At 42.3% G+C, this 25725-nt stretch carries 22 protein-coding genes; 7 read left to right on the top strand and 15 right to left on the bottom strand.

Features of this window, described 5'->3' with window-relative positions:
- Position 1 precedes the first annotated feature (1 nt).
- Together G500_RS0116235 and G500_RS25205 are read left to right on the top strand one after the other, a co-directional pair.
- Positions 2–1303: a hypothetical protein gene (locus G500_RS0116235; protein WP_035757752.1), complete on the top strand. Its 1302-nt coding sequence runs from the start codon at positions 2–4 to the stop codon at positions 1301–1303.
- Complete coding sequence (locus G500_RS25205; protein ID WP_051203753.1) at positions 1296–2723, top strand: OmpA family protein; 1428 nt, start codon at positions 1296–1298, stop codon at positions 2721–2723. Before G500_RS0116235 ends, G500_RS25205 begins: the two co-directional genes overlap by 8 nt.
- 3 nt (positions 2724–2726) lie before the next feature.
- Here the strand turns inward: G500_RS25205 and G500_RS0116225 are convergent, their stop codons facing one another.
- The 6 genes from G500_RS0116225 to G500_RS0116195 all read right to left on the bottom strand — a co-directional run bounded on the left by G500_RS0116225 (position 2727) and on the right by G500_RS0116195 (position 11344).
- Complete coding sequence (locus G500_RS0116225) at positions 2727–4175, bottom strand: hypothetical protein (RefSeq protein WP_154657194.1); 1449 nt, start codon at positions 4173–4175, stop codon at positions 2727–2729.
- Complete coding sequence (locus tag G500_RS0116220) at positions 4133–5392, bottom strand: hypothetical protein (RefSeq protein WP_027003316.1); 1260 nt, start codon at positions 5390–5392, stop codon at positions 4133–4135. Before G500_RS0116220 ends, G500_RS0116225 begins: the two co-directional genes overlap by 43 nt.
- Positions 5393–5490: 98 nt before the next feature.
- Positions 5491–7191, bottom strand: coding sequence for a single-stranded-DNA-specific exonuclease RecJ (gene recJ / locus G500_RS0116215; RefSeq protein ID WP_027003315.1), 1701 nt, complete (start codon positions 7189–7191; stop codon positions 5491–5493).
- A 160-nt stretch (positions 7192–7351) separates the two neighbouring features.
- The gene (locus G500_RS0116205) at positions 7352–8596 is read right to left on the bottom strand and encodes a PP2C family protein-serine/threonine phosphatase (protein WP_161626150.1); all 1245 of its coding nucleotides are present in this window, start codon (positions 8594–8596) and stop codon (positions 7352–7354) included.
- Positions 8597–8798: 202 nt separating this feature from the next.
- Positions 8799–9245 (bottom strand): hypothetical protein, encoded by a 447-nt coding sequence (locus G500_RS0116200; RefSeq protein ID WP_154657193.1) that lies wholly within the window; start codon positions 9243–9245, stop codon positions 8799–8801.
- A gap of 89 nt (positions 9246–9334) precedes the next feature.
- Positions 9335–11344 carry an OmpA family protein gene (locus tag G500_RS0116195; protein ID WP_027003311.1) on the bottom strand — a complete coding sequence of 670 codons (2010 nt, stop codon included), beginning with the start codon at positions 11342–11344 and terminating at the stop codon, positions 9335–9337.
- A 288-nt stretch (positions 11345–11632) separates the two neighbouring features.
- On the opposite strand from G500_RS0116195, the gene G500_RS0116185 reads away from it, so the two are divergent.
- Positions 11633–12289, top strand: a complete 657-nt coding sequence (locus G500_RS0116185; protein ID WP_027003310.1) for a PH domain-containing protein — start codon at positions 11633–11635, stop codon at positions 12287–12289.
- A gap of 274 nt (positions 12290–12563) precedes the next feature.
- Here G500_RS0116185 and nadE read toward each other — a convergent pair whose 3' ends face one another.
- Both nadE and G500_RS25795 read right to left on the bottom strand, forming a co-directional pair.
- Positions 12564–14555 (bottom strand): NAD(+) synthase, encoded by a 1992-nt coding sequence (gene nadE, locus G500_RS0116180; RefSeq protein WP_027003309.1) that lies wholly within the window; start codon positions 14553–14555, stop codon positions 12564–12566.
- Entirely contained in the window at positions 14552–14716 is a 165-nt protein-coding gene (locus tag G500_RS25795; RefSeq protein ID WP_154657192.1) for a hypothetical protein, read from the bottom strand. Before G500_RS25795 ends, nadE begins: the two co-directional genes overlap by 4 nt.
- 268 nt (positions 14717–14984) lie before the next feature.
- Here G500_RS25795 and htpG point away from each other — a divergent pair, with 268 nt between their 5' ends.
- Positions 14985–16808, top strand: a complete 1824-nt coding sequence (gene htpG / locus G500_RS0116170; RefSeq protein ID WP_027003308.1) for a molecular chaperone HtpG — start codon at positions 14985–14987, stop codon at positions 16806–16808.
- Between the two features lie 269 nt (positions 16809–17077).
- Here the strand turns inward: htpG and G500_RS0116165 are convergent, their stop codons facing one another.
- Positions 17078–17629, bottom strand: coding sequence for a 30S ribosomal protein S16 (locus G500_RS0116165; protein WP_027003307.1), 552 nt, complete (start codon positions 17627–17629; stop codon positions 17078–17080).
- 247 nt (positions 17630–17876) lie between these two features.
- Positions 17877–18443 (bottom strand): hypothetical protein, encoded by a 567-nt coding sequence (locus G500_RS0116160; RefSeq protein ID WP_154657191.1) that lies wholly within the window; start codon positions 18441–18443, stop codon positions 17877–17879.
- Between the two features lie 155 nt (positions 18444–18598).
- On the opposite strand from G500_RS0116160, the gene G500_RS0116155 reads away from it, so the two are divergent.
- Both G500_RS0116155 and G500_RS0116145 read left to right on the top strand, forming a co-directional pair.
- On the top strand, positions 18599–19453 hold the full coding sequence (locus G500_RS0116155) for a T9SS type A sorting domain-containing protein (RefSeq protein ID WP_027003305.1): 855 nt from the start codon (positions 18599–18601) through the stop codon (positions 19451–19453).
- A 464-nt stretch (positions 19454–19917) separates the two neighbouring features.
- On the top strand, positions 19918–20385 hold the full coding sequence (locus G500_RS0116145; RefSeq protein WP_027003303.1) for a DUF1905 domain-containing protein: 468 nt from the start codon (positions 19918–19920) through the stop codon (positions 20383–20385).
- A 230-nt stretch (positions 20386–20615) separates the two neighbouring features.
- On the opposite strand, the gene G500_RS23870 is transcribed toward G500_RS0116145, so the two are convergent.
- The 4 genes from G500_RS23870 to G500_RS0116115 all read right to left on the bottom strand — a co-directional run bounded on the left by G500_RS23870 (position 20616) and on the right by G500_RS0116115 (position 22317).
- A complete protein-coding gene (locus G500_RS23870; RefSeq protein ID WP_245574499.1) occupies positions 20616–21083 on the bottom strand; it encodes a rhodanese-like domain-containing protein in 468 nt (155 codons plus the stop codon).
- Between the two features lie 176 nt (positions 21084–21259).
- Positions 21260–21541, bottom strand: coding sequence for a hypothetical protein (locus G500_RS0116125; RefSeq protein ID WP_027003301.1), 282 nt, complete (start codon positions 21539–21541; stop codon positions 21260–21262).
- Between the two features lie 36 nt (positions 21542–21577).
- Positions 21578–21901 (bottom strand): rhodanese-like domain-containing protein, encoded by a 324-nt coding sequence (locus tag G500_RS0116120; protein ID WP_027003300.1) that lies wholly within the window; start codon positions 21899–21901, stop codon positions 21578–21580.
- Positions 21902–22023: 122 nt separating this feature from the next.
- Complete coding sequence (locus G500_RS0116115) at positions 22024–22317, bottom strand: rhodanese-like domain-containing protein (protein WP_035757801.1); 294 nt, start codon at positions 22315–22317, stop codon at positions 22024–22026.
- Between the two features lie 300 nt (positions 22318–22617).
- Here G500_RS0116115 and tatC point away from each other — a divergent pair, with 300 nt between their 5' ends.
- The gene (tatC, locus tag G500_RS0116105) at positions 22618–23505 is read left to right on the top strand and encodes a twin-arginine translocase subunit TatC (protein WP_027003298.1); all 888 of its coding nucleotides are present in this window, start codon (positions 22618–22620) and stop codon (positions 23503–23505) included.
- A gap of 241 nt (positions 23506–23746) precedes the next feature.
- Here the strand turns inward: tatC and dnaK are convergent, their stop codons facing one another.
- Positions 23747–25663, bottom strand: a complete 1917-nt coding sequence (gene dnaK / locus G500_RS0116100; RefSeq protein WP_027003297.1) for a molecular chaperone DnaK — start codon at positions 25661–25663, stop codon at positions 23747–23749.
- Positions 25664–25725 lie beyond the last annotated feature (62 nt).

Raw genomic sequence — 25725 nt, 5'->3', positions numbered from 1 at the left:
AATGAATAAACAACAACTTTTTTCTCTTGTAGCCATTATCTTCTCTGTATTTTCTCTGCCAAAGATAGAAGAACAGAAAAGTTTTCGCCTCGATTTATCGCCTCACTTAGCGGAGCAGATAGCCTGCCAATGGGATTTTTCGGCGGCGGACACTTCCTTTATTCAAACACAAAGTAAAAAAAATGTTTTAGATTTTGATTCTCTTTTCAATAACGCTTATTTGTCTAATAACAGTGTGCAGGTGAAGGAAGCCCATGCGGAGGCATTGATGCGCTTATTCGAAAATCCAGATTCGGCTTATTTTACGGCGGAGTGGAATGAAAAATCCAAAATTGCGGCAGGGGCGTATCTTTCGCTCGAATATCGGCAATATTGTAAGCGACATAGCCTTTTTTTGGAAGCGCAAAATGCAGTCTTCAATGGCTTTTTTGTGGAAGATTCCCTTTTAAAAGTAAGTGTAAGTTTTTCCCTAAAATATCAAAAAAATATGGGTGCTGATACCGATTCTCTCTATTCTGTGCAGGTTAGTAAAAAGGAGGCAGTTTTTAAGGTAGTGAAAAAAAACAAGAAAATTGTACTATTTTTGGAAAGAGTAGTTAAACTTAATAAAGGAAACTTACGTTATGAAAGAAAGCTATTTTTCCCTAAAATACGTCATCTGGAAATAAAATCTTTATTTGAGTCTAAGCCGCAGACTTACAAGCGAAATGACACCCTACAATTTATTTGGCGTGATAATTTATGCCAAAAACCTGTCGCAGTGGAAATTTGGCGAAGGAGCGATAGCGATACTTCGGGAAGGTACGATAGTTTTTCTGCACTTTTGTATAATGGTTTGGACACAAATCGAGTGGCTATTGTGCTAAGTGAGCGCGTGAGCAATGGCAGTTATTATTTTTTGATAAGGGGACTTGAAAATCCTAATTTGATTGCCAAAAGTAAAGTTTTTTATGTTGAAAATGATACTGTGGTTAATCCTTGTACTTATCAAGATATTTTATATGCTGCAATAAAGCCGCTCGACGCTACTAAATCCAAAATACAAAGTGGCGACCTACTTCGCCTTAGTTGGCAGAGCAAATACGTTTCTAACGTCAAGGTTTTCCTCTATCAGGGCAAGAAACAGGTCTTAAAAATTGGGGACTACAACCGAACCAATGTAGGCGGTATCGATTGGCAAGTACCAAAGTCGTTAGCCAAAGGCACGTATTTTGTTAGGGTTCAGAGCCTTGAATGTCCGAAAATTAGTGTAGATAGCACCCCTTTTCAAATTTCAAAATTTAAACAAAATAAAGATGAATAGCCACCAATCAAAACTTTTTAGCCTGCTACTCTTTTTCTGTATTTTTTCTTTTTCTATAAAAAACTTACAGGCGCAAGAAAAAGAGTTTATACACATCAAAACCTTGCAAAAACATAGCGCGAAAGTAACCCATGTGCGTTTTTCGCCTTCGGGTAAATATTTGGCTACAGGCGATGGGCAGGGCAAGATTTGTATTTGGGAAACGGCTTCACAAAATTTATGCTTTGAATTGCAAGCGCAAACCGACAAAATTACAGATATTGTTTTTGCCGCTGACGAATCTTTTTTTGTAACGACAAGCTATGACGGCAGCATTTTGGTTTGGGAAATGCAGGAAAAAAACAAAAAAGTAAAACTTTTAAAACGCTTTCAAAGTCCAACTATTGGGGCTTATGGGGGCATTAAGGGCTTAGAGCCTACCTTTGCTGTTATCACACCCGACAAAGAAAAAATATTTTTTGGGGGCTATAATCGACAGGTTTATCAAATCAATTTGAAAACAAAACAAGAGCCAAAGCGCGTTTTTTCAAACCCCAAGTATGGCATTACGGCAGGTATCATTACGCCTGACGAAAATTTTTTAGTCTTTACTTATGGTGGAGAAATTGCATTTTATGATATAAAAAATGAACAAATTACAAAAATATTAGGCAAACACGAAGCCGTACCTGATTTTGGTTGTGAATTAGATTTTTCTCATGCCGAGAATAAATTAGGCGTTTGGACGGTAGGGGGGCAGGTGCAGTTTTACGACCTCGAAATCAATCAGAAAGTAGGGCAGATACAAGCGACAACTTTGCAGGGTAGTAGTGCTTTTGCTTTTTCCAAACAGGGCGAATTTATCCTAACAGGGCATATAAATGACGAAGTTTTGCTTTGGGATTTGGCTTCCAAGACCATAAAACAACGCCTTGCGCCGCATAGCCAAGCAGTTTTGGCGTTGGATATTAGCAGCGACGGGCGTTATATCGCTACCCAAGATGGCGAAAAAGTCAAGATTTGGTCTTTCCAAAGTCAGCCCGATAGTGAGCCAGAGGCAGGTTTAGAGCCGCCTTTTTCTTTTGAAGATTTTGAAATTAGAAAAAATGAAACCTTAAATCTTAAACTTAATTTCCCACAAAGCGAATATATTTTAGTGCCAGAAGCTACTAACAAATTAGACTTATTATATGATTTTCTAACCAAACACAAAGACCTGCGAATTGCCTTAGAAGGACATACCGACAATGTAGGCAATGCACGTCTGAACTTTGAGCTGTCGCGCAATAGGGCAAAAGCTGCACGCAACTATCTGATAAACAAGGGAATAGACCCCAAACGCATCGAGGCATACGGCTATGGCGCAAGCCGACCGCTAACGGATAATAGCAACGAAAAGAATCGCCAAATCAATAGGCGCGTAGAAATGCGGATTTTGTGAGCCTTATGCTAAAAGTTTTTTTATAAAAGTTAAAAGTTTTTTTCGCTCTTTTTCTATGTCAATTCCTTCAATTTGACTTTGATTGATATGAGATAGCGCATTTCGAATAGCTGATACTTGACCACTTTCTGTTCTATCAAAGGTGAAACTTGTTGTGTAGTTCTTTAAAAATAAATATAAATTTGCTACACTATTTCCTCGACTTGTTTCGATGCAACTAAACATCTGACCTAAGGTTAGGAAACCTGTGTTTTCAATAAATTTCAGAAGTATGTCCTTGTCTTTAAGGATTGTGTTATTCGCCACAATGCGTTTAAGCGGTGTGAAACGTTGGGGTGGGTTCTGACATTCTTGTTTAAAAGGCTCATATATGCGCTCTTTCATAATAATTTCAACGACTTGGCAAAGTAGAAGCAAAGCCATCAGTTGTTGTTCCTTGCGGATTCTATCTTGCAAACCTTTTTGATGAGAAAAATGGTAAGTGATAAAAGCACTTAAAAATTTATCTTTTTCTAAGGGCGAAAGTTTAGCGTAGAAAGAATATTCTTCAGCTTCTTTTTCAGCTTTTGATTGTAAGTATAAAAATTTATTTTTTAACTTATATTTTAGATTATTATATAATATTTTTATTTTTTCATATTTTTCATCTGTATTCTTTTGTATTTTTATTTCTAAATCATAAATTTTTTCTCTTATTTTTTCATATTCATCATTAAAAGTTTCTCTGTTTGTTGCTATTTGTTCTAAAAGTCTATCGTTTTCTTCTAAAATTTCGTTCCAATAGTTTTGTTGCTCTTGCCAAATTTTTTCATTTTTTTCTAATAGTCTGAGTTGTTCTTTTGCTTCTGGTATAAACTTTTCTACTCCAAGAATAGTAGGAATAAGGGTAGGAATAAATTTCTTTTGCGGAAATGTAATAAGTTTTTGTAAGTTATAGATTGTATCTTTTGTATAGGAAGACGGGTAAAGTAGAGGCGAAGTATTTTGATTTTCTTCTAAATAAATAGTAACATCTTTTAGTTTTTCTTTAATAAACTTTCTATATAACGAAAAAGAAGGAATTAAACTTATTACAGCAAATCCTAATACTAAAATAAAAAAAATGGTAAAATAACTTTGCTTGGTAAGCGAAAGCGACTCTGCAATGAAGGGAAAAAAGGCAAGTGCAGCGAAGGTGAGAAGCAAGAAGGCAACAGGGATAATTTGAAATAGAAAACCGCGTCTACCCTCGCGTGGAAAGAATGGTAATCCATAAAGCAGGTGCAATGCAACAGCAGGAACAACAGAAAAAAGGATGCTGGTTCCATAGAGAAAAGCAATGTTTAGAAAGCGACCATTCCAAAAAAAGATAATAGAGTAAGCTACAATTAAAATTGTAAGTGTTATAACTAAAAAAGACATAGCGGGTCTTAGTAGCCGTTTCGGTTGAGTCTGTCCCATAAGTTTTTCCATTTAAGATGATTGTTAATTGTGGCAGGTTCTGCTTTACCTTCCTCAAGCAGTCTTGGTGTTTCGCCTACGTCATCTACTTTAAATTCGTAGATAAGGGCTTCAATGCGATGACGGTTGGTAAAAGTTGCGCTTCTGACATTTTCGGGGAGGACTTTTCCACCATCTACAACCCAATTCGCCATCTCTTCTCTACTAATTTGATTTTGAGAAAAGTTTAAATTTTGCGTCGTTACGGTTAGGATAAGGACGCGAAAATAGCCTTCACGTGCAAAAAAAAGGGAGGTGAAATAGTCGTTAAGCGAAAAATTGCCCTGCGAATTGCTGATGCCAAATCGCCAACGGTCGGGTTCTCTTTTGGGCAAGCCGTTGGCTTCGATTTGTTCTAACCTTACCACTAAGGCAAAACCATTTTCTAAACGATAATAAGACCGCTCTCTATAACCTGCCAGATTGAGTTGTGCCATAAAATAGTTATCTACTACGCCCAAACTGCTTTTATTGTGCCAATGTTCATAGCCTTTTAGAGGTACGCGAAGCGTCGGAGGCGGAATGGGCGTAGGAAATAAGGGCAGATGGCTGTTTTCAGTACGCCCTGCCAAACGTGGGGCTTGTGGCTTGGCTTCAAAGGTATAATCTTGTGTTTTTATTAGATTAAAATTATAGTTTTGTAGCTTTTCTAAGGTCTTAGCCAAATTATTTGAGCGGATATGAATTTCTCCCGAATAGTTAAAAATATGGTATAGTTGTTCTAAGGAAGGTAGTGGTGTTTGTCTGATTTGGTTTAAGTTTGCATTATCAGTATTAAGTAATGTCAGAAGTAGAGTAGGATTTTTTCTGCGCAAAATTTGTTTTATCGTTTCCATTTGAAAAAAATAAGTCCCTGCGCGAAAGCTCTCTTCGGGTGTGTTTGGGTCTTGAAGGTCGCCATTATAGATAAAAACGATAATATCGCCCTGATTGATGTTTTTGTCGTTGAGGGCTTCGAGGAGTTCGAAAGGAGTTTGAAGCCTGCTTTTGCTGCCGTCATAAGCAAAAAAGCGATTGTACTGTGCCAAACTTTGGGTAGCCGTTTTTGCCAAAAGTGAAAAATAAGTGGCATGCTGATGGCTACCTGCCGAAATCAAATGAATCCTTTGTGCCGAAATCAGGTGAGGCAGAAAAAAGAAAAGGCACAGAAAGAAAAACGGTAAAATTTTACTTTTGTATGATTTTAGCATAAAGTAGTTTTATTATGAAAATAATAAGCACGTTTTTTTTCTTTATGGCAAGATACAAAAAAAAAGCCTATGGTAGGCTTTTTAGAAAAAATAAAATCTTACTCTACAAAAGGTCTTAAATCGCGTACTTCGAGCTGCAAGACTTTGTTGCCTGCATATTCATTTTCTACTACCAAAAAGACCAAATCTATCCATTCCTGCTGTTCTAAAATTTCTAAAAAATTTAAGTCGTTGAAGACAATCGCACCAAAACTAAGGTGCTGCTGCTTGGCAGTAAATTTAAGATGGCGATTTTTGATAATTTTGATATTTTCCACCTTTATTTTTCGCGCCAAAAAGACAGGGCGCATGTTTTGGGGTCCGAAGGGCGACATTTGCTGCACAACGGCAAACATTTTAGTCGAAATTTCTTCAAAACCGATTTCCATATCAATTCGCACAGGCGGCACAAGCTGATTGGGTTCTAATCTTTGGGCGACCAGATTTTCAAAACGCGCCTGAAATTCGGGCAAATCCTGCCTTCTTAGGCTCAATCCTGCGGCGTATTTATGACCGCCAAATTGCAAGAGTAGGTCTGAACAATGCTCTAAGGTCTGATAAAGGTCAAATTCTTGGATAGAACGCGCCGAACCGACTACCAAATCCTCGCTTTCCGTTAGTACAATCGTTGGGCGGTAGTATTTATCCACACAACGCGCCGCCACAATGCCGACTACGCCCTTGTTCCAATCCTTTTTGAAGATAACATTTGCCCTTCGGCTCTCCGATTGGGCATCTAACATCGCAAAGGCTTCCTCTATCACGCCTTTTTCTATATCGCGTCGGGTGTCATTTTTTTCATTTACCAACTTTGCCAAGCGGCTTGCTTCTTCGTCGTTTTCGGAAAGTAATAAATTTAGTGAATCATAAGCATCTGCCAAACGCCCTGCTGCATTGATGCGTGGCGAAATAGAAAAGACCAAATCTTTAATCGTGATTTTGCGCCCGTAGCCGTTGGTCAGGCGTAGCAACGCTTTCAAACCTGCCAAAGGGTCTATGTTTAGCTTTTCTAAGCCAAAAAAAGCCAAAACGCGATTTTCCCCAACCAAAGGCACTAAATCGGCGGCAATACTAAGGACGACTAAGTCGAGGTATTGGTGCAAAAGCCGCTCTGGTGTTTGGGTGCGCTGGCAAAATGCAGAGAGAAGTTTGAAGCCAATGCCGCAGCCTGTTAGCTCTTTAAAAGGATAGGGGCAATCTATTTGCTTGGGATTGAGCATCGCAAGGGCGGCAGGTAGCTCGCCGTCGGGTAAGTGGTGGTCGCAAATGATAAAATCAATGCCGTTTTTTTTGGCGTAATCTATTTGCTCATTGGCTTTCACGCCACAATCTAAACTAATAATTAGTCCTACTTTTTTTTCTATCGCAAAATTCAAGCCTTCATACGTAATGCCATAGCCCTCCTTGTGCCTATCGGGAATGTAGGCAAGCAGGTGCGGATATATTTTTTTGAGAAATCCATACACTAAGGCTACCGAAGTAGTGCCATCTACATCATAGTCGCCGTAAATAAGGATTGTTTCCTGATTGTGCAGGGCTTTCTGAATCCGCTCGATGGCGATGTCCATGCCTTTCATCAAAAAAGGGTCGTGCAGTTGGCTTAGGGAAGGGCGAAAAAATTGCCTTGCCGTTTCATACTCTCTAATGCCACGTTGCCAAAGTAGGGTAGCAGGTAAGCGACTGATATTTAAGCTCTTCGATAGGCTTTCTATGTCAGAAGGGTGAGGTGCTGCTTCAAAAAGCCATCTTTTTAACTTCATGGCAAATGACGGGACGGTTTGGATAGAAAAAAGAGTGAGTGTTTGGGGCGTGTTTAAGATTCGAAAGGTAGTCTTTTTTTATCTTTTTTCAAAACAAAAAAATAAAAAGGCGCGTTTTGCACCCAAATCGGAGGCTTACTCTTGTGCTGTCTTCAAAAAGTTAGGCTTCAAAGCCAATGACAAGTACATCATCTACCTGCTTGCTGTTTTTCATCCAATCGCCTAAGATTTGCTCTAAAAGTTCTTTTTGTTTTGGAAAGGGCTGTTTGTGCATGCGCAAAAGCAGTTTGAGAAAGCGTTTGGTCATAAATTTAGCCTGCATTTCCGAATTAAATTGGTCTTGATAGCCGTCGGAAAAGAGATAAAAAGGCGTAGGATTTTCTTCTAAAATAATGGTGTGTTTCTGATATTTCTTCTCGCCGCCTTTGTCAAGCCCTTCTCTGCGTCCGCCAACGGAAAATTTATCGCCCTTGATGCGGACAACTTCTTTGTTGCGAATATAAACCAAAGGACTTTTCGCCCCTGCAAATTCCAGATGGCGTTTCTTTTTATCGATGACACAGATGGCGATGTCCATGCCGTCGCGGTTGTTGGTAGAATCTTGTTTGAGAGCCTTTCTGATGGCTTCATGCAGGGCGTTGAGAATTTCGTCGGGACTTGTTATTCCAAAAATATTGACAATCTGATTGAGAAAAGTATCGCCCAACATAGACATAAAAGCACCCGGCACGCCATGTCCTGTGCAGTCGGCAGCGACAATAAAGAGTTTGCCCTCTTTTTCGCCAAACCAATAAAAATCGCCACTCACCAAATCGCGCGGCTTGAAAAAGACGAACGAATGGGGCAGGAGTGCTTGTAGGGCTTCGGGCTGTGGCAAAACGGCTTCTTGTATCCTTTTGGCGTATTTGATACTGCTGATGATGTTTTCGTTTTTCTTTTCTATTTCAGAAAAAGCCGTTTGTAAGATGCGTGTTTTTTCTTCAATTTCCTCTTTCTGCCGCCAAATTTTTTTGTAGGAAGCCACTAATTGCAGGGCAGAATTGACTCTGGCTACCAATTCAATTTCGTCTATGGGCTTGCGCACGTAGTCTATTGCACCTGCTTTGAGGGCTTTTTCTAAGTGTTCAGACGAGGTAAAAGCCGTCGTCATGATGACGGGAATGTGGGCAGTGTCTTCGCGCTTTTTGAGAAAATCTAAGGCTTCAATCCCCGTCATTTTGGGCATATCCCAATCCATAATTATCAAATCGGGCTTGTGCGTAATCGCCTCTTGGCACGCCGCCACACCATCATGGGCATAGATGATTTGAAACTGCTGCCCAGATTCTTCAAAGATGCTTTCTATGACGGCTAAATTGCTCTCGTAATCATCTGCTACCAAAATGGTATAGGAAGTCGGTCGCAAATCTGCGTCTAAGGAGTTAGGGGATATCGATTTGCCGTTGCGCATTGGGAGTAAAAAAAGCGACTGCTAAGGGTTTTTTGCCCAAAAAGAATTATAGGAAACAAATATAAAGCAAAAAAACAAATTCCGACCTGAAAACTTCTCAAAACTTGCAAGAATGAAGCCACTTTTACTGTTTTTTAGGATAAAAAAGAGTAGCTTGCTATCGCGGCTGAATCTTCAACTGTTCAAACAAAACCTTGTTGGGAATAAAACCGTTGCAGGGGCGGTCGGCTAAAAGTGTAACTGAATGGCGCGGGTAAATATTAACGCGCACCTCTTTGCGCGAAACGGACATAAGTGGCTCTTGGTTACATTCATAAGTAGGTATGAAAATCGTCGTAACCTCATAACTATTTGTGTTCCGCAATTTTACGTGCGTATTGTAGCGCGAGTCGTAGGAAGAGCTACCATGCTTGACATAAAACTCCACGCCTTCTCTTTTTTGCCACAAAACCCATTCATTGGTTTTGATAGGATTTTGGAATGACCCTAAAAAGGCTACCAAAAAGCTAAAACAAGCCCCGAAGCCAAAAAAAACGAGGGCTTTGGTATGGGGTAGCGAGCATCTCGAAAAGAAAATAGAGCCATTTGGCAATCGCGCTTTCATAGTATTTGGGGTGCGAAAAAAGCAAAATAAAGGATAGGTGGAAAAAAACAAGCAAAAATCGTACAGACTTTGTCGCCCTCTTGGTTGTGCTACTCTTCGGGTAGGATTTTGACCTCTATGCGGCGATTGAGTTCGCGCCCTTCCAATTCGTCGTCGTTGCTGGCGATAGGCTGCGTCTGCCCGTAGCCCTGTGCTTGGAGGCGGTAGGCTTCTATTTTTCCCTTTTCAATAAGAAACACGCGGACGGCTTCGGCACGTGCCTGCGAAAGCACCAAATTACTCTTGGGGCTACCAACATTGTCCGTATGTCCGCCAATTTCAATGCTTAGGTCGGGATTCTGACGCATAAAGTCTGCCAAACGCAACAGTTCGGGGAAAGAGCGCGGTTCGAGATTTGCGCTGCCTATCTCGAAGTAAATATTTTTGAGGATATACTTTTTAAGGCTGCCACTGGTTAGAAAGTCGTCCATCTTGATTTCTTTTTGCACCTGCAAATGAAAATTTTGGATATAAATCTTTTCACTTCTTCGTGCCAAAATAGAAGGATTTAGCCGTAGGCTCTGCTCATACAAGGTTTTTTCATTCAAAATGACACTGATTTTCACTTGCGGCAATAGGGGCAGACGGATTTGATATTCGCCCTGCGCGTCGCTTTGTGCAAGCCAATGTTTTTCTATTGCCTTTTCGGAAGTAGCGGCTTCTTCTGAATTGAAAATCAGAATCTTAGCTCCTGCCAAAGGCTCTTGGCTATCTCTATTTTGTACTTTCCCTTTCAAAGTGAGGCTATCAAAAAGGAAAAAGCGGAAAATATCTTCGCCCCCAATGCTTCCCTTTCTATTTGAAACCAAATAAGCCACTTCTTTTTCTAAATTGAAATAAAAATCATCTGCGACACTATTGATGGGATAGGGCAGGCGTGTGGGGCTGCGCCATTTTTTTGTTTTAGGCTCGAAGGTAGATTTAAAAACGTCGTAACCGCCCATTGCATTATGCCCTTTTGAGCTAAAATAAAGGGTTTGGTCGTCGGCTAAAAAAGGCGAAACTTCGTGATAGGTGGAATTGAGGCTATCCAAAGGCTCTGGTTTCTGCCAATCTTTCAGGTTTTTATCGTAATAAGCTACAAAAAGCTCAAAATTTTCTTTCGAGCGGTAGTCGGAAGCAAAGATGATAAAGTCTTGTTTTTTAGAAAGAACGGCATATTTTTGCACGCCTTTGTCGGCATCGAGGGTAGGCGAAAAAAGTTGGGAGGGCTGCCAAATGCCTTGTTTTTGCTCGATAAGGTGCAGTTGTCCGTTTTTGGAGATAAGTAATTTTTTGTCGCTGCCCGTAAAGCTGCGTTCCAAAATTTGTAGCACAATAACCTCGTCGGTTTGGCTGCTATGGGCTTCGTCGCTAACATAAAAGGGCTGATTTTTTTTCCAACTGCCGTCGCTATTTTGGGTGCTATAATGGGTTGTGAAACGGTCTTTGTCGTATAAATGGGCGGCTTGTCGGTGGTTTTGCGATTCTCTATTGGTTGTAAAAATCAAATCGCGTTGGGTCTTATCTAATAAAATCCCAAATTCATCAAATTCTGAATTGATTTCTGTCCCTAAATTTTCTATAAAAATGGCATAAGGCTGTGTGTAAGCCTTTTGCGCCTCGCCAAGTTGTGCCTCTAAATGGGTGGCAAGTGCGTCGTAGGCTTTTTGTTTCGAATCTTTTTCCCTGCTTTTTTTAAAGGAAAGAAGCGAATTTTGGGCAGCGGCAAAATCTTCATTCAAAAAATGCGCTTCGGCTAACCAATAATAATAGCCCACTTCGCCCTGTGGCGCGGCGGCAGGGCTGATTTGAGCCAACAAAGACAAGCCCTTTTCCGCTTGGTGGAGATGGATTTGCGAAACAGCCTGATAAAATTGCGCTTCTACGTTGTTCGGATTGATTTTGAGGGCTTCTTCGAAGAAATAACGCGCACTGCGGTAGTATTTTTTTTCTAAATCTTCTTTGCCATTGAGCAAAAAATCGCGCTCTGCCTGCGCATATAGCTGCATAAGGGAAAGCCCGATAAGAGAGGCACACCAGAAAAATAGGCGCGAAAAGCGAAAAGACTGCCGTTTCATAACCGAAAAGAAAGTAAGGTTTGGGAAAAAACCTTGTCGTACCGAATTTTGAACAAGATAAGCGAAAAAACAATGCTAAAAAAGCAAAAAAAAGCGGCAAGCCTTAATTTTTTGCCCAACTTCGCCTAATTTGTGCCGCCTATCTCTAAAATATTCACTAACTTATACGCAACTTGCTGCCAAAAGTAGGCAGCCTGCAAAAGGGCATCAAATTTGTACCGCCATTTGGGGCATTTTATAGCTCTTTTTTTATTTTCAATTGATGTTTTACACTTTTCCACCTTTTTTATGTTCAAAAGAATTGCATCTGAAGCCTTAGGATTGAGCGACATCGGCATCATTGTACCGCCTTCCGATTACGACAAAGTAGAGTCGGACGATTATATCTTGCATGAGGACGGCGAAAAGATTTTTTTCCTCATCAAATCCAAACAAGATGAATATTGCTTTACCAATCGCGCCTTGGTGCATGTAGATGGCAATAGTGCCTTAAACAAAAAACGCCTTTTGAAGCGATACGAATATTACAAGCACCCTATCGGCGGCGTTACTTTGGAAACCGCTGGAAATATTGATTTAGATGTAGAGATAAAATTCTACATGGGCAATACGGATTATGGCGACAATAGCTCGCTCAAATCGGGCGGCGGTCTGACTTTTTCTATTGACGTGGATAAAAAGCAGATAAAGCAGTTAGCCGACTTGTATAAGGCTCTTTACACGATTTCCCTTATCGTGAGTGAGAATCATTCGAAGTTTCGCACCCACATGGAAAGTTTAGACAAGGCACTACAAACGGTGGTTGGCAATCGCAGCGAGTCGGTCAATAAGGTCGATGAATTGAAGCGCGTCCATGAGTACGTCTTGGCTTGGATTGAGGCGGGCAAAGAAAAGTATCTACGCAAAGATTTTTCGGAAGTGTTTTTGAAGTACATCAACAACTAATTTTTGAATAGCTTTCAAAAAAATCTCTTATCGAGCAGGGCTTGGTAAGAGATTTTTTTTTTGATAGAGTAAAAATAAGGCACCGTTTGGGGCAGTGAGATATTAAATTCTAAAAATTAGATTCAAATGTAGGGACAAGGCATTGCCTTGTCCTATGCCCCAAACCCTAAGGGTCTTCAAGACCCTTAGGGTTTAAGTTCAAATTTTATTTTGTTTCTAATTTGATAAAACAAGTTTTTTTACAGAACTTAACACCACTGCCCTGCCCATACGCCTAACTCTTTCTAAGTTGTTCAAGTTCGTATGCAAAGCCACTTGAAAGGATAGGGAAGCGACACCACGTTTTGGGGTCGAGGTTTTTGTCGTCTAAGTGGAAAGAGGGCGCGTAACGCTCACGTTTCCATTGGTTTCTGCTCCAAAGTCGGAAAAACTTGTCTATCCAAATTTTGAGTTGTTCGCGCTCGTATTGTGTAAAACGTTGTTGCAGGACAAGCAAACACTCGGCGGGCATTTTTTTGTCGCGAATGGCAGCCTCCTCGATGGCATCTAAAAGGTCGTAGGGCATCAGGTCGTCTTCGTCGGTTTGCTTGTTTTCAAGCGGACGTAGCTCGGCAGTGGGTGCTTGCTGATTGACATACTGCAAGGCAGGAATTTGGAAGCGATTTTCTATGCCCTTTTTCTCTAACCATTTGAGCCATTTGCGCAGAAAGTCCTTGTCTATGCCTGCAATGGGGGAAAGCCCTCCGCTGGTATCGCCGTCCATAGTGGCGTAGCCAACGGCAGCCTCTGAACGATTGCTGGTAGAAAGCAGCAGGGCATTGTGAATATTTGCCAACATCCAAACCGAAGGCGCACGCACACGCGCCTGTACGTTTTGTAGCGTGATGTCGTCTTGCGCCCAAGTGAGTTTGCGCCCTAAGGCTTTTTCTACAATTTGGTGATATTCTTTTACTACCTGCCCAACATTGAGCTGATAATGGGTCGCATGCAAGGCTTTGGCTAAGGCTTCGGCGGCATAGCGCGTCGTTTCCGAACTGTTTTCGGTGGGCTGGTAGGCTGTGATGATGATTTTTTCGGCAATCTCCTCGATGTTTTTTGCCTCTTTGATGGCTTTGATATGCGAAAGTTGGGCTTTGAAGGCTTCTAAGCCGATACTTTCTACGCCCAATTTTATCATCAGAAAACAACAAGCCGCCACTGCCGAAGAGTCTGCCCCACCGCTAAGGGAAATGACAAAGCCCTGTGAATAGCTTTTGCGCAAATAATCAAAAAGCCCTAAGGCTAAGGCACGCGCAAACTCTTCCTCCCAAATTTGGGGACTATATTCCCACGACTCCTCGTTGGGGTCGTAGGGTTCGGTCTCGATGCTTGGGTAGGAAAAGGGCAGGTTGATACAATTTTCTTGGGTAGGGGGCAAATCAAAAGTTGTGCTGGCTTGCGATTGTGCAATTCTATTGGCATCAATATCAATTACTGCCGTCGTAACGAGCTGCTCATAAAAGCCCAAACGCTCGCCTATGTTCGCAATTTCGCCTGCCGAAGCAATGATAGTGCCGCCGTCGTAAATGGCTCTGCCTGCCTCGTTGCCCAAAAGGTTGGCATAGATATAGGCGACTCCAAAGGCGCGTGAGCCTTCTAATACAAACCGTTTGCGCACTTCTATCTTACGAAAAGCAAAATGACTTGCTGAAGGGTTGAGTATCAAATCTGCGCCGTAGCGGTAGAGATTGCGCCCAGGGCGATTCGCTACCCAGGCATCTTCACAAATTTCGAAGCCCATCTTGATACCACCAATATCGAAAAAGATGTCGCCTAAGGGAAACTGATGAGCGGTTTGGTCTAAATCGTGTAGCGTGATTTGTACCTGCTTTTCTGCTACCCAAGGCGTAAACCAGCGCGGTTCGTAGTGTATGCCATTGCCTGCTAAAAATCTTTTGGCAGCAAAGCCTGCAATTTTGCCATCTACTACCAAAGCGCAAGTATTGAAGGTGCGATTTTGATACATCAGCGGCAGACCCAAACAGGTGATAATGCCCTCTGTGTGTGGCAATATTTCGAATAAAACCCTTTGAGCGGCAGCTATCACGCCGGGTGCGTAAAACATATCTTCGCAGCCATACCCCGTAATGCAGAGTTCGGGCAAACAAAGAATACTAACCTGCTGACGCTTGGCACTGCTGATTGCCGCTAAAATGCGCCTTTTATTGCCTTCCCAATCTAAGGGCGTTTGGTTCAAAACTGCCCCTGCAACTTTGATGAGTTTCATATCTTGATGATAAAAAGTGTGTAGCCGAAAGATACGATTTTTTTGGAAAAATACAACCGTCGGCGAGGGCGTTGTCCGTCGGCGCGGTCTTTTCGCACGCCATTGTTTGCGCCGTTGTTTGTGTCCTCACAAATGACTCCGCCGTTGTTTGTGTCCCACAAATGACTCCGCCGTTGTTTGTGTCCTCACAAATGACTCCGCCGTTGTTTGTGTCCCACAAATGACTCCGCCGTTGTTTGTGTCCCACAAACGACTAAAAAACCTAAACTGCCATTTTGCCGTTGTTTGTGTCCCACAAACGACTAAAAAACTGACAAAAGTGCAGGTTTTGTGTGCTTTGGAATAGTCTTTGTCGAGTGCTTTTTCGACTACAATCGGTCTTGCTTTTTTCTCATTTCCTCATTTTCTTCACGCTTTATATCCTACATTATGTTAGAACAAGGTACGCTTTCGGTTAATACAGAAAATATTTTCCCTATCATTAAAAAGTTCCTCTACTCTGATAACGAAATCTTTTTGCGCGAACTGGTCGCCAATGCCGTAGATGCGACTCAAAAAATTAAACGCCTCTCCTCTTTGGGCGAATACAGTGGCGAATTGGGTGAGTTGCAGGTAGAAATCAAGCTCGATAAAGAAGCCAAAACGCTCACCATCAGCGATAAAGGTATCGGCATGACGGCAGAGGAAATCAAAAAATACATCAATCAGATTGCTTTTTCGGGTGCAACCGAATTTGTAGAAAAGTATAAAGACCAAACCAAAGAGATTATCGGACACTTCGGCTTGGGCTTTTATTCGGCTTTTATGGTCGCTAAAAAGGTAGAAATTCTGACTAAATCGTATCAAGACGCGCCTGCTGCCCTTTGGAGTTGTGAAGGCTCTACGTCTTTTAGCATCGAGGAGGCACAAAAAGAAGAGCGCGGTACGGATATTATCTTGCATATTGCACCTGATTCGGAAGAATTTTTAGAAAAAGCCCGTCTGACCAATATCCTAAACAAACATTGCAAGTTTCTGCCTATCAAAATCGTCTTTGAAGGCGATACCATCAACAATACCGAGCCGCTTTGGGTACGAAAACCCGCCGACTTGCAAGACGAAGATTACCTCAAATTCTACAAAGAACTCTATCCCTTTTCGCCCGACCCCCTCTTTTGGATTCACTTAAACGTAGATTATCCCTTCAATCTAACGGGGATTTTATACTTCCCAAAAGTGCGCCAAGACCTTACTGTTTCGCGCGACAAAATCCAACTTTATAGCCGCCAAGTCTTTATCACTGACGAGGTAAAGGACATTGTACCCGAATTTCTGACCCTGCTACATGGTGTTCTCGATTCGCCTGATATTCCCCTCAACGTTTCACGTAGCTATTTGCAGGCAGATGGCAATGTGCGTAGGATTAGCAATCACATCATGAGCAAGGTAGCAGAAAAATTAAACCAACTTTTCAAAGAAAAGCGCGAAGATTATGCCCAAAAATGGGACGACATCGGTCTTTTTGTCAAGTATGGGGCTGTTACCGAAGAAAAGTTTTTTGAAAAGGTAGAAAAAAGTATTCTTTTCAAAAACATTGAAAATCAATACTTTACCTTAGAAGAGTACAAAGAAAAGGTAAAAGCTGCCCAAACTGACAAAGACGAAAAAGTAGTTTTGCTTTACACCACCGACCCCGAAAAGCAGCACACTTATATCCAATCGGCACAAAAGCGCGGCTATGATGTCCTACAATTTGATACTGTCATAGACCCACATTTTACCCAACGTCTGGAAAGTAAGCAAGAAAAGCTACAAATCAAGCGCGTAGATGCCGATTCCATCGATAAGCTCATCGAAAAGGCAGAGACACTTGAATCGGTGCTTTCCGAATCTGAAAAGGAAATTGTAAAGAAAGTATTTGAAGAAGTAACACAAAATGCCGCTAAAAGTGCCAATCGTCAGGTGAGTGTTGCCATCGAGGGGCTGCCTGAAAGCGAAATGCCCGTTGTGATAACACAGTCGGAAATGATGCGCCGCTTCAAAGAAATGAACGTCGGTGGTGCAGCCATGATGGGCGGCGCGATGCCCGAATTTTATCAGGCAGTAGTCAATGGCAATCATGCCCTCATTAGAAAAATTGCGACCGAAACCGACGCGGCTACCCAGCAAAAATTAGCACAACAGGCTTTTGATTTGGCTTTGCTCTCACAACATTTGCTTTCGGGCAAATCGCTCTCTGACTTCATCGAGCGTAGCCTTTCGCATTTGGTCTAAATTTGATACAACGCTCTGTTTCGCGCAAACTTGCTCAAATAGCAAGTTTGCCTTGCGAAGCTAGAGCTTCGCGCTACATTGTCCTAAACCTTGTCCTAAGTTTGGCTTGAAACAAAAAAGAAAAACGCTACCTTTCTATCGAGAAAAGTAGCGTTTTTTCAATGATGTGCTTGCTATCATTATCTTGTAGGGGTTAAGCCTATAAATTCGCGCTTTTTTGGCGCGTGAGATAGAACCTTAGCACTGCCACTATTGGGTGGCGTGTGGGCTTATGCCTCGGCATTGTTTGAGTCGGCTTCGGCTTCTTGTCCTTCTTCTTCGCCCTTAGCAGCAGCGATTTCAGCGGCAAGTGCAGCTTCGGCTTCTTGTTTCTTTTTGAGCAAGGCTTCCGCACGAGCTTGGCTAACTTTAGCTTCAGCAGCCAGACGCGCTTTTTTCGCTTGTTCTTTCTCTTCGGAAAGTTTGCTTACGCGGTCTTGGATTTTGCTTTCTTTGCTATTGAGCCATGCTTGGTAACGCTCGTCTGCTACTTCTTGTGGAATCGCACCTTTCAACACTCCTAATTGGAGGTGTTTGCGAATCATCAAGCCTTTGTAGGAAAGCATGCGACGAACCGTATCGCTGGGTTGCGCTCCTTTCAAGAGCCAATCCAAAGCCTTCGATTCATCTAAAAGAATAGTAGCAGGGACAGTATGCGGGTTGTAAGTCCCGATTTTTTCTACGAATTTGCCATCCCGTGGCGCTCGGGAATCTGCTACGATTACATCGTACAAAGGTAATTTTTTGCGCCCTCTTCTTGCAAGTCTGATACGTACAGCCATTGGATAGAGGTGTTATTCAAGTCTATTTTTGATTGTTTCGAGATATAAGGCTGCAAAGGTACGCACATTTTTCTACCTACGCAAACTTTTACCGAAAAAAGTTCCTCAAAAGGGCTTGAAAATCAAAAGTTTTTTCGCCTTCCTAACCAAAAAATATAGGGTAGAAAGCCTAATTTGCCCATAAGTAGGGAAAAAATTTGTCCTAAGAGCGTTTTTTGAGAAGGCTTGCTTCTAAGGTCGCCAAATTTTATTTGGTCTGATAGGCTTCAAAAATCTTGCGTTCTTCGGGTTTGTATCGCCCCGATTGGGTCAGGAAAGTGGCAATTTGTTGGATAAGATAGGGCGAAAGTAGCTCGATTTGGTTTTGTTCAAAGGTTTGGAGGAGGAATTTTTTATCAGCCTGAAAATCGCTTTCATTGCGCAGAAAGTCGGGCAAATTGTGTTGTACCGAAAAACGCAGAAAGCGGATTTCGGCATTATCGGGGGCAGCCTCAATCGCCTTTTTAAATAAATCTTTCGCCTTATTCACCTGTGCAAATTTGCTATACGGACTCCACATGTATTTTGCCAAAATCGCTTCGCACGCGCCCTCGTAGGCGCGATACACAGGGTCTGTCGCGCTTTTTTTCTGTACTTCTTTCAAAAGCGATTCGGTCTTGCGCTCGCTGTCTGTGGCAGAAAAATAAGCCTTGCGGATTTGTTCTATGTCGGTGTGTGTGCTGTGCATGGGAGAGATTGCGCCTATTTTGGCAAGGGTAGGAAGACAAACGATAAAAAAAACGAAGCATAGCGTTTGCACTGTTCTGATAACCATTCGCATTGGGTTTTGTTTGTGTTTTTTTTCGCAAACATAACGCAAAAGATGCAACTCTTTGTTTAATAGCCTTGTCTTTCTATGCAAATTCGCGATTTTATTTCCTCGATTTGCCCTTTGGGTAGGGCTATTCCTCATTCTTTTCTCTATTTCTTATGAAAATGATACCTCTTTTCCTACAAGGCGTTCTATTTTGTAGCTTCTTTTTTCTCCTCGCCACTCACGCGCCACTGGCAGCACAGAGCCAAAACGAAACGCCCGATTCTACCACTACTCAAAAAAATAGGCGCAAGGTCAAGATTACGATAGAAAAAGACGGCAAGACAGAAGTCTATGAAACAGAAGACTTTGATATTCAGGTAGATGTCGAAGAATTAGAAGACATTGCCGACATCAGAATTTGGCGCGGCAAGCAGGGGAAAATCAAAAGACCCATTTTCGACTTCGACTTTAAAATCGATGGCGAGGCTTTTTCCCAAGAACTACGCACCGACATAGAAGCTGCCATGCGCGACATGGAAGATGCCCTTCAAGATGTAGCCGAAATGTTTGAAGATTTCCCACAAATTGATGTCCAAATTGAAGAACAAGCAAGAGGCTATCGCTACCGTTTCCCAACAGACGAAGATGAAGCACGACAAAAAAGCACCTACGCCATCAAAACCATTCACTTCGAAAACCTAAGCCCCAACGAGCTACCGCAAGCCTTCAATACCCAACTATCTGACAACCAAATAGAAGCATTGCCCGATAACCGCTGCCAAATTACGCCGCAGGTATCAGAAGGAAGTTTTGATATAAAACTAAAAGACATCAAAAAAGAAACGGTATTCATTGCCCTATATCGCGATTCGGGTGCTTTACAGCACGAGGAGATGCGCGAAGCCGTAGAAGGCGATTTTCAGACCCAAATTGATTTGCGCGGATATGGCGCAGGCACTTATTTTTTGCGCACCCAAGTAGGCAAGCAGACCAAATGGCAGAAAGTTGTTGTTACGGCGGCTCTCTAAATTTTGCGCTAATTGGCACTAATTGGCAAGAAGGGCAAGACCTTGCTGCTATTTTAAAGCGGCGAGGTCTTGTTTTTTTAAAAGTTCCACAAAGTGGTGGCTGCCTCTTATTTTTGTGGTAGAAAAATGCAACTTGCTTGCAAATAAAAACTTTGGAAGCCAAAACGCTGAACAAAAAGCAAAAAAATAAGGGTTATACCTTATTTTCTTTGGAAATAAGTGCCTAAAAGTCAAGATGTTGAAAATTTTTAATCTTTTATGCACCTGCGCGTTTTGCATTTGGATTGTTTTTTCCTATCTTTGCATGTCCTTTTGATAAAAAGGATTGTTTGTAGCCCATTTTCATCATGGCTTAGGATAGAGCAATCTATTTTAGGCTGTGAGTAGAAAAACACTCCAGCTTTGTTGGAGTGTTTTTTTTGTAGCAATATAATTTCATTTTTTAGCTAAAAAAAAGTTTCTATATGGTATCAAATGAAAAAACATTGGTAGAAGGCAGTTTTTGCATTGAAAAATTCGAGGGCAAAGGCGGTTGGCATTACCTTTACTTGCCCCAAGTGCCACAAAACCCAAGGGCTTCTTTTGGTTGGGTGCGTGCTATGGGACAAATAGACGCGCTCACCTTGCCACATTGTCGTCTGATGCCCATGGGAGGCGGTCGTCTTTTTCTGCCTTTGGGGGCAGCTTTGCGCAAAAAATTGGGTAAAAAAGCAGGAGATTGGGTAGAATTGCGACTTTATCCTTTTGCCTTTCCGCAGGATTTTTTAGAAACTTGGCAAGCCTGTTTGCAGCATGCACCAGAGGCGGCGGCGATTTTTGCGCGGCTTTCGGATTTGGAAAAAGAAAAAAGCCTCGATTATCTTTTTGCAGCCCCAACAGAGGCAGAGCGCGTAGATAGAATGGTGCGCCTGCTTCGCAAATTAGAGTTGTGAAAGGCAGGATTTTGCCTTTTCAAAATGGTGCTAAGTTCTAAAAAAACAGTTTCTAAAAATTGGGTACAAATGCAGGGACAAGGCATTGCCTTGTCCGAAGTTGTATTGAAATGGCAGCACAAAACTAATAGTTTTGATAAAATATTTGGTTTTAAATTTTTTATTTTCAAAACAAAACATAAATCTTGTTTTTTACTATTTTGCTCTGATGCCTTTGTTTTATGATGCTTTTACTCTACGGCTTTTCCTGCGCCCTGCCAAGCGACGATACCATTTCTTAGGTCATAGATTTGGGTGAAACCCAGTTCCTGCAAGATGCCACTTGCCATGCCGCTACGCGCTCCCGAACGGCAATACACAAAAATAGGCTTGCTTTTGTCTAAATTCGCCACTTTTTCTTTAAAATCCGAACTACTAACATCAATATTGACGGCATTTTTAAGGTGTCCGCTTGCAAATTCGGCAGGTGTGCGCACATCTACAAGTTGTGCCTGTGGGGTAGCAGCTAATTTTTGCTCAAAATCTGGTGTGGTCAGTATTTCTTTTGTGCCTTTTTGTGTGGCTGTTTCGGTAGTAACGCTTTGTGGGGCTTTTTGGCACGCGCCCAAATGAACGACCAAAGAAAACATCAGACCCAAGACAAGGCTGCGATAAAGGGCAGGCGTTTGAAAGCCTGTCCAAAAGTTTTGTTTTTGCATAATAAAGGAAAAAAAGGAGTGGAGAGGGGAATAAGGTTAAATTCTAAAAATCAAAGGTAGGGACAAGGCATTGCCTTGTCCGCAACAAGATTGAAATAAAAAAGGGCTTTCAGACCTAAAAAAGTGTTCTGCCCAAATTTTATTTCGTTCAAATTTGAAACAAGCCATAAAAACGGCTACTTTGACTTTTTTTGCAAAACTTCTTCATAGACTATCTGTTGAGCCTTTGCGTCCGTTGGTTGCTTTTGGGCTTGCTCGTGCAGAGCGGCAGGGGTGCAACTACCCATGCCACAGCCCACATTGAGCAGACTTTGTACCAATAAAATACCACCTAAAAAGAGCGCACCCATTTGCGATTCCCAAATGCCCGAACCTATAAAAAGCAGGGCAAGTCCCAAACGCAAAAGGCGAATAAAATCCCAAGGTGCGGATAGGGTTTGATATAATTTTTGTATCATCTGATTTTGAAAATAAGTCAGAATTTTGAAAAATAATTAGCTTAACTTCGCTTTCAAACCTTGCCAACCGCCGCCGTTATAGACCTGTGCATAGCCTTTTGAAGCCAAAATGCCCTTCGCAATACCGCTCCGCCTACCTGAAGCGCAATGTGTGATGATGGGTTTTTGCTTGTCTTTGAGCTTGTGCAGATTCGCTTCTAAGCTATCGAGGGGAATGTTGATAGCCCCTTTGATGTGTCCGCCTGCAAATTCGGCTTGGCTGCGGACATCCACCAAAATTGCGCCTTGTGCCACTAAGGTTTTGAAATCTACGGCAGGGGCAGCGGAAAATCCAAAGAGTTTTTTGAGTGTTTCGAGCATCTTAGAAATGAGAAAGTGTTAGAAAATAGTTTTAGTTTTTGAGTTTAAAGTTGTAATTTGTGGAAGCAAGTCTTTTTTACCTCCACAAATTACAAAATTTTTCAGACCTAACCTTTCAAGGCTTAGGCTTGTGTCTGTGCCTGCAAATAATTGACATCTAACCAAGAGCCACCATTGTAACATTCAATTCCTTGCGCCGAAAGGTACATTTGCGCCTGTCCGCTGCGATTGCCCGAAGCACAACAGAGGATAAGAGGCGATTTGAGGGCTTTGATTTCTGCTACTCGATTTGGAATTTCGTGTAGGGGGATATTGAGCGCACCTGCTGGGTGTCCGCCCATAAATTCGCCAAAACTGCGTACATCTACGATAGTGCCTTCGCCATTTTTTAGGAGAGTTGCCAAATTTGTGTTCATATTTTTCTTCGTTTGGGGTGAAAAAGTGGAAAAAAGAATAGAAAGAATCAGAGAGAAAATAAGAAAGAGAATAAGCGATAAAATCAGAATAAAAACAATAACCAACGTGATAGAGAAAGGGGTACTCAAAAAGGAAAGAAGTCGTTTTCTGTTTTGATACTACAAAGTTAGGGCTTAAAAGGCAGGCGTTTCGTAACAGATGTTACTTAGCCGCTTAAAATTTGGGGTTTGAGATTTTGAAAATCAAGATGCTTTTTTTTCGTACCTTTGTGCGAGTTTATTTTCAAACCCGATACCGCCATGAGTCGTTCTAATTCGGAAAAAAAGCCCAACCACGAGGGGAAAGAGGCAAAGGAGATGAGTTTTTTAGACCATCTGGAAGAATTGCGTTGGCACTTAATTCGTGCCTTTGCTTCTATTTTGGTTTTTAGCATCATTGCCTTCCTCAATGAAAAAATCGTATTCGGGGGGATTATCTTAGCTCCTTCGCGTGCCGATTTCTGGACGTACCAGCTCTTGTGTCAGATTTCTGATGCCATTTGCATCAAAGAGTTGCCTTTTATCATTCAAAATCGCGTCCTGACAGGGCAATTTACGATGCACATTGCGGCTTCTTTTGCGGTGGGTATTGTCTGCGCCTTTCCCTATACTTTTTGGGAACTGTGGCGATTTGTCAAGCCCGCGCTTTATGTTTCGGAAAAACAGACCATTCGCGGCACTACCTTTTTCGTGTCTTTGCTTTTCGGAATAGGCGTTTTATTTGGTTATTTTATCATCACGCCACTTTCTATCAATTTTTTGTCTAATTATCAAATAGACCCCAGTATCGTCAATGAAATTGACATTCATTCCTACGTTACGACGGTGGCGATGCTCACTATCGCCTGCGGTTTGATGTTCCAACTGCCGATGGTTGCTTTTGCCCTCTCGAAGGTAGGTTTGGCTACGCCTGCCCTGATGCGCCACTTTCGTCGCCATGCCATTGTCATTATTCTTATCATTTCGGCAATTATCACGCCGCCCGACGTAGTGAGTCAGGTCATTATTTCCCTTCCCATTTTTGCCTTGTATGAAGGCAGTATCCTTATTTCGGCTTGGGTAGAAAGGCAGCGAATCCGCCAATTAGCCGCACAAAAGCAGGCAGAAATAGAAATTAGGGCAAGCGAAAATCAGGAAACGGAGGGTTAGCGGCAGTGGTGTTAAGTTTTAAAAAATCGTTTGTCAAGGTAGGGACAAGGCACTGCCTTGTCCTAAGTTGGATTGAAATAAAACGGCATATATTTAGATAAAAACAAAACTTTCTAATTTTTTTAAAATTTTAAATCATCATATTTTAAATCAAACTCTACCTGCTTACTTTTTTAAAGAAATAAAAAAAAGCAACCCCAATAGGAGTCGCTTTTTTTGTAAAGCAAATCGGTATCATTTTTTATTTTTTACCATCTACTTCTTCATAATCTACATCTGTAACGTCGTCTGCGCCTTTGTTTTCCGCGCCTGCTGCCGAACCTGTCGCGCCTGCGTTGGGGTCAGTTCCTGCTGCACCTGCGGCGGCGTACATTTCTTGCGAGGCAGCGTTCCAAGCGGCTTGTAGGGTTTCCAAAGCGGTTTTGATGCCGTTTGCATCTTGTGCGGCATGCGCTTTGCGGAGGTCGTCGAGGGCAGATTGGATAGCGGTCTTGTTGCCTTCTGAAAGTTTATCGCCAAATTCTTTGAGTTGTTTTTCGGTCTGATAAATCATCGAGTCGGCTTGATTGACGGCATCTACCTTTTCTTTGAACTCTTTGTCGGCAGCGGCATTGGCTTCGGCTTCGCGCTTCATACGCTTGATTTCTTCGTCTGTAAGACCAGAAGAAGCCTCAATGCGGATTTTTTGCTCCTTGTTCGTACCTAAGTCTTTTGCCGAAACGTTGATAACCCCGTTTGCGTCAATATCAAAGGTTACTTCAATTTGTGGGATTCCGCGCGGTGCAGGGGGGATACCGTCTAAGTGGAAGCGTCCGATGGTCTTGTTGTCTTTTGCCATGCTGCGCTCGCCTTGTAAGACGTGAATTTCTACCGAAGGCTGACTGTCGGCAGCAGTAGAAAAGGTCTGCGATTTTTTGGTAGGAATGGTCGTGTTAGATTCGATGAGCTTGGTAAATACGCCGCCCATTGTTTCGATACCCAAAGAAAGTGGCGTAACGTCTAAAAGGAGTACGTCTTTCACTTCACCTGTCAAGACACCGCCCTGAATAGCCGCGCCTACTGCCACTACTTCGTCGGGATTGACACCCTTAGAGGGCTTTTTGCCGAAGAATTTTTCTACCTCTTCCTGAATTTTAGGAATACGGGTAGAACCCCCTACCAAGATAACTTCATCAACTTCGCTGGCGTTCATGCCTGCATCAGCGAGTGCCTTTTTGCAAGGCTCTAAGGTGCGGCGCACAAGGCTATCAGCGATTTGCTCAAATTTGGCACGAGTAAGCGTGGTTACTAAGTGCTTCGGCACGCCATCGATAGGCATGATGTAAGGCAAATTGATTTCGGTTTGGGTAGAACTTGAAAGCTCAATTTTGGCTTTCTCTGCCGCTTCCTTCAAACGCTGCAAAGCCATTGGGTCTTTGCGCAAATCTACGCTATAATCGTTTTGGAACTGTTCGGCAAGCCAGTCGATGATAACTTGGTCAAAATCGTCGCCGCCTAAGTGGGTATCGCCGTTGGTAGATTTTACCTCGAAAACGCCATCACCTAATTCGAGGATAGAAATATCAAAAGTACCCCCGCCTAAGTCGAAGACGGCAATTTTTAGGTCTTGGCTTTTCTTATCCAAACCGTAGGCTAAGGCAGCCGCTGTGGGTTCGTTGATGATACGGCGCACTTTCAGACCTGCAATTTCACCCGCCTCAATCGTGGCTTGGCGTTGCGCGTCATTGAAATAAGCAGGAACGGTGATAACGGCTTCGGTTACAGTCGTGCCTAAATAGTCTTCGGCTGTGGCTTTCATCTTTTGCAAGACCATTGCCGAAATCTCCTGTGGCGAATACATACGGTCTTTAATCTGAACGCGCGGTGTATTATTTGCCCCTTGTGCTAATTTGTAAGAAATGTATTTGGTTTCGCCCTGCACTTCGGCAAAAGAGCGTCCCATAAAGCGTTTGATAGACGCGATAGTTTTGTCGGGGTTGGTTATCGCTTGGCGTTTGGCAGGGTCGCCTACTTTGCGCTCGCCGTTGTCCATAAAAGCGACGATAGAGGGGGTAGTGCGTTTCCCTTCGCTATTGGTGATAACGACAGGCTCATTGCCTTCCATAACTGATACGCAAGAGTTGGTCGTTCCTAAGTCTATGCCTATAATTTTTCCCATGAGGTTGTACTTCTTTTTGTAGAGTAGATGAAAAATGATTGTGTTTGTCCTCTTTTTAACAA

The organism is Hugenholtzia roseola DSM 9546 (assembly GCF_000422585.1).
Lineage (GTDB): Bacteria > Bacteroidota > Bacteroidia > Cytophagales > Bernardetiaceae > Hugenholtzia > Hugenholtzia roseola.
The sequence above is the reverse complement of the archived record's forward strand: the minus strand, read 5'-3'. Positions and strand labels throughout refer to the sequence as shown.